General features: G+C 58.5%; 4 protein-coding genes. 2 read left to right on the forward strand and 2 right to left on the reverse strand.

Annotation, left to right across the window (positions count from 1 at the left end):
* Positions 1-226: 226 nt before the first annotated feature.
* Positions 227-2,677 carry a glycogen/starch/alpha-glucan phosphorylase gene (locus WCA53_RS25905; protein WP_423917160.1) on the forward strand — a complete coding sequence of 817 codons (2,451 nt, stop codon included), beginning with the start codon at positions 227-229 and terminating at the stop codon, positions 2,675-2,677.
* 71 nt (positions 2,678-2,748) lie between these two features.
* Here WCA53_RS25905 and WCA53_RS25910 read toward each other — a convergent pair whose 3' ends face one another.
* Positions 2,749-3,066, reverse strand: coding sequence for a hypothetical protein (locus WCA53_RS25910; protein ID WP_423917163.1), 318 nt, complete (start codon positions 3,064-3,066; stop codon positions 2,749-2,751).
* A 107-nt stretch (positions 3,067-3,173) separates the two neighbouring features.
* Positions 3,174-3,578: a DUF6232 family protein gene (locus tag WCA53_RS25915; protein WP_423917166.1), complete on the reverse strand. Its 405-nt coding sequence runs from the start codon at positions 3,576-3,578 to the stop codon at positions 3,174-3,176.
* Positions 3,579-3,831: 253 nt separating this feature from the next.
* Between WCA53_RS25915 and WCA53_RS25920 the strand changes: the two genes are divergently transcribed.
* Positions 3,832-4,224, forward strand: coding sequence for a VOC family protein (locus WCA53_RS25920; protein ID WP_423917169.1), 393 nt, complete (start codon positions 3,832-3,834; stop codon positions 4,222-4,224).
* The last annotated feature ends 144 nt before the right edge of the window (positions 4,225-4,368 follow it).

The raw sequence follows: 4,368 nt of genomic DNA on the forward strand, positions 1-4,368 counted from the left end.
GCCCTACATAATGGGATTGCACGACAGGATTGCATGACAGGATTGCGACGTAAAAAAGAACGATCGGTAGCTGTCGTGGTAAATCCACGGTCGGGCTTGCGGTGGATTCGCGGTCATTACCCAAAAAAATTAAAATAGCGTAACCTGCCCATTTCCCCTGGCCCGTCCCGCTTGGCAGAACGCCGTGATGCAGGGCGCTTGCAGCGACGCATTTCTGGAGAGTCCGATGACATCCGTCGACTTGGAGTTCGAACAACTCAACAGCACCGTCGACGCGCTTAGGCGCTCCATTTCCAACCGGCTGATGTACGGTGTAGGCAAGGATGCCGTCACCGCGCAGCCTCGCGACTGGCTGCACGCCGTGGAACTCGCGGTGCGGGACCGTCTGGTGGCGCGCTGGATGAAAACCACGCGTCAGCAATACGAACAGGACGTGAAGCGCGTTTATTACCTGTCGATGGAATTCCTGATCGGCCGGACCTTTACAAATGCTTTACTGGCAATGGGCATTCATGACGAGGTTCGTGACGCACTCGCGGGTCTTGGAATCGACATCAACACGCTGGAACAACTCGAGCCCGATGCCGCGCTCGGCAACGGCGGTCTCGGCCGTCTCGCCGCCTGTTTTCTCGACTCCATGGCGACCGTCGGCATTCCCGGTTTCGGTTATGGCATCCGTTACGAATACGGCATGTTCCGGCAGACCATCGTGGACGGTAACCAGGTCGAAACCCCGGATTACTGGCTGCGCGCGGGGAACCCGTGGGAGTTTCCTCGTCCCGAAGTGAACTATGTCATCCACTTCGGCGGCCGCACGGTGCGCCAGGATGACCGGACAGTATGGATTGACACGGAACACGTGAACGCGACGGCGTACGACACGGTGATTCCCGGTTTCGCGACCACCGCAACCAACACGTTGCGTCTCTGGTCGGCGCGCGCAACCGACGAATTCGATTTGTCCGCGTTCAACCAGGGCGATTATCGTCGTGCAGTGGAAGCGAAGAACACGTCCGAACATGTGTCGCGTTTGCTCTACCCCGATGACTCTACCCAGGCCGGCCGCGAACTGCGGCTACGCCAGGAATATTTCTTCGTGTCCGCGACGATGCAGGATCTGATCCGCCGATATCTGCGCACGCACACGCATTTTGGGCGACTGGCGGAGAAAGTCGCGGTGCATCTGAACGACACGCATCCAGTGCTCGCCATTCCCGAGTTGATGCGCTTGCTGGTCGACACGCATCTCGTACCCTGGGACAAGGCGTGGAAACTCGTACAGCACATGTTCTCGTACACGAATCACACGCTCATGCCGGAAGCGCTTGAAACGTGGGACGTGGAGATGCTGTCGCGCCTGTTGCCGCGTCACCTGGAAATCATCTTCGACATCAACTCGCAGTTTCTCAAGCATGTGGGCGAGAAGTTCGGCCGTGACATGGAGCTTATCCGCCGTATTTCCCTGATCGATGAATACGGTCAGCGCCGGGTGCGCATGGCGCATCTTGCGATTGTTGCGAGCCACACGGTGAACGGCGTATCGAAGCTGCATTCGCACCTGATGACGCAGGACATTTTTTCGGATTTTGCGCGAATGTACCCGGAACGCTTCACGAACGTGACGAACGGGATTACGCCGCGCCGATGGCTGTCGCAAGCAAGTCCTGCCTTGTCTACGCTGATCGACCAGCGGCTGGGCACGCACTGGCGCACCGACTTGTCCCAACTGGAGCGCTTGCGCGAATGGCGCGACGATCCCGAATTCGCCAAAGCCTTTCATGACGCGAAATTCGCGAGCAAACTCCGGCTTACGGCACGCGCGAAGAAAGAGACTGGCGCGATTATCGATCCGAACGCGCTGTTCGATTTGCAGGTCAAGCGCATTCACGAATACAAGCGCCAGTTGCTCAACATCCTGCATGTGATCGTGCGCTATAACCGGATTCGCGAGGAGCCCGAGAAGGACTGGACGCCGCGCGTGGTGATGTTCGCGGGCAAGGCTGCGTCGGCGTACAAGATGGCCAAGATTATCATCAAGCTGATTAACGACGTGGCTGCGATGGTGAACAGCGATCCGCTGGTCGGCGACCGGTTGAAGGTCGGCTTTATTCCGAACTATGGCGTGAGCGTCGCAGAACTAATCATCCCGGCCGCGGATCTATCGCAGCAAATCTCGATGGCCGGCACGGAAGCGTCGGGCACTGGCAACATGAAGCTCGCGTTGAACGGCGCGCTGACCATTGGCACGCTGGACGGCGCGAACATCGAAATCTGCGACGCGGTGGGACGCGAAAACATGTTTATCTTTGGGTATGCCACCGAGGAGATCGATGCGTTGCGCGCGTCGGGCTATCATCCGCGGCAGATCTACGACGCGAATCCAGAACTCAAGATGGCGCTCGACCAGATCCGCCTCGGGCACTTCTCGCCCGACCAGCCGCACCGTTTCTACGACATCTTCCACACGCTGGTTGACTGGGGCGATCACTATATGGTGCTCGCCGACTTCGACAGCTACGATCGCGCCCAGGCCGAGGTCGATGCCAAATTCCGCGACAAGGAAGCATGGACCCGCAGCGCAATAGAGAACGTCGCCGGGATGGGCATTTTCTCGTCCGACCGCACGATCGGCGAGTACGCCAAGCGCATCTGGCACGTTGAGCCGCTGTCGGTGTAGTCCTGAACTTTCGACCCTCGACCCTCGACGCTTGAGCGTCGAGGGAAGCGGTCCGGCTAGGCGCCAAGGGGCTAGCGGCTCGCGGAGAACTTGGTCACGCGGCCGATTGTTGCTGCACAAAGGCGGGCGGTGAGGATGCCGATCACGTCGGGGAAGGCGGCCGACGGCACTTCCACGCGTAACGTGACGCAATCGTGGCGACGATCTGTTGCCACGAGTTGAACTTGCGCGTAGTTACCCAGCGAGTTTGCCAGGACGCGGCGTGGTTCGCGTGAATCGAGGCCGGGCAGGGTGAGATCGAACGCGACCATGGTGTGGAGTTTGGTCGCGGCGCGGGTGAACGCACGAGCGGGGGGGGCGGTCGATGAAGCAACGCTTGCTTGAAGCATTGTAGGTGGCGCCGTTTCGAGAACGGGCAGTAGTGAGAACGCCTTTACTTTATCGGCCAGGGCGTAAACAGGGGGCACTGTTAGCGGCGCCGCGCGTAAAAATGCTGTCAAACCGATCCGGCTTTCGATGCCGATGCAGCGGCGATGGCCTCGCGCACAAGCACCGCGACGCGTTCAGCGAACGCTTCTTCCTGTGTCGTGAAGACTTCGCGTTCGCCCTCGGACGTCGACACGAACAGGCGATAAACCACGTCCTGCGTGATCCACGACAAATACCCCACCACCGCAAGCATGATGCCGAGCACGAGCGCGGGTCCTGAACCCAGGTACGCGCCGACGGCCGCCACGAGCACGCCGAACAGGCTCATCGTGATGGGCAATGGCTTTTGTCGCGGCACCATCACGACGGTTACGCCGCGAAGGTCGCGCAACGGAAATAGCTGGCCCGATGCGCTCAAACCCGCGCGCGAGAGCGTGATTCCTCGTTCGTTGAAGGGCAAATCCTGTTGCATGGTCGAGTGATGTCAGGGGAAAAGAAGCGGGCAGATTACCAGATGGCGGCCGTTTTTCTCCGAATTGCGCGGGTTTGTAGATAGAACTATCTTTATGGGTGGTTTTTGTCGATTTTTCTGGAGGGTGTTCGTCGAGGGTGCGTGGGCGGAATCGGTCGGTTTCGGGTGGCTTTCGGTGGAAAAGTAAGCCGTGGAAGTCGTTCCTATCGACGAACTTGAATTTACGTCGCGAAATCAATGAAAGGAGTACGAAATGCAAATGCTATTAGGAAACAGTAAGGCGTTCAGTGGCTTCTCCGTCGATGATCTGAGCCGCGCAAAAGCGTTCTACAGCGAGACGCTCGGTCTCAATGTCACGACCGAGGCCATGGGCGTCCTAACACTGCATCTGGCAGGCGGACACCGCGTCATCCTCTATCCAAAGCCGAATCACCTCGCAGCGACGTTCACCGTACTGAACTTCCCTGTCGACAATGTAGACCAGGCAGTCAGCCAGTTGGTCGCTCGCGGTATACGTTTCGAACACTACGACTCCGCGGATTTAAAAACCGATGAAAACGGCATCTGTCGCGACTCGCGTGGTCCTGTGATCGCCTGGTTCAAAGACCCGGCAGGCAATATCCTGTCGGTGCTCGAAGCAGTCTAGCGCCCTCCACAAGGATCGAGCGCTTTCAAAATTTATGACACAGCGAGACTAGCGGCCCTTTAGTTTGGTTGCAGTTTGACGATATAGCAAAGGACATCACGTGGAATTGGCGGGCCCGGCATGTCGAGACGCATCCGGGGATTC

Source organism: Caballeronia sp. (assembly GCF_049581465.1).
GTDB lineage: Bacteria > Pseudomonadota > Gammaproteobacteria > Burkholderiales > Burkholderiaceae > Caballeronia.

What these genes read in the sequence shown, in the direction of transcription:
- WCA53_RS25905 (WP_423917160.1), top strand. Translation starts at nt 227, where the DNA reads ATGACATCCGTCGACTTGGAGTTCGAACAACTCAACAGCACCGTCGAC.
- WCA53_RS25910 (WP_423917163.1), bottom strand. Translation starts at nt 3,066, where the DNA reads ATGCTTCAAGCAAGCGTTGCTTCATCGACCGCCCCCCCCGCTCGTGCG.
- WCA53_RS25915 (WP_423917166.1), bottom strand. Translation starts at nt 3,578, where the DNA reads ATGCAACAGGATTTGCCCTTCAACGAACGAGGAATCACGCTCTCGCGC.
- WCA53_RS25920 (WP_423917169.1), top strand. Translation starts at nt 3,832, where the DNA reads ATGCAAATGCTATTAGGAAACAGTAAGGCGTTCAGTGGCTTCTCCGTC.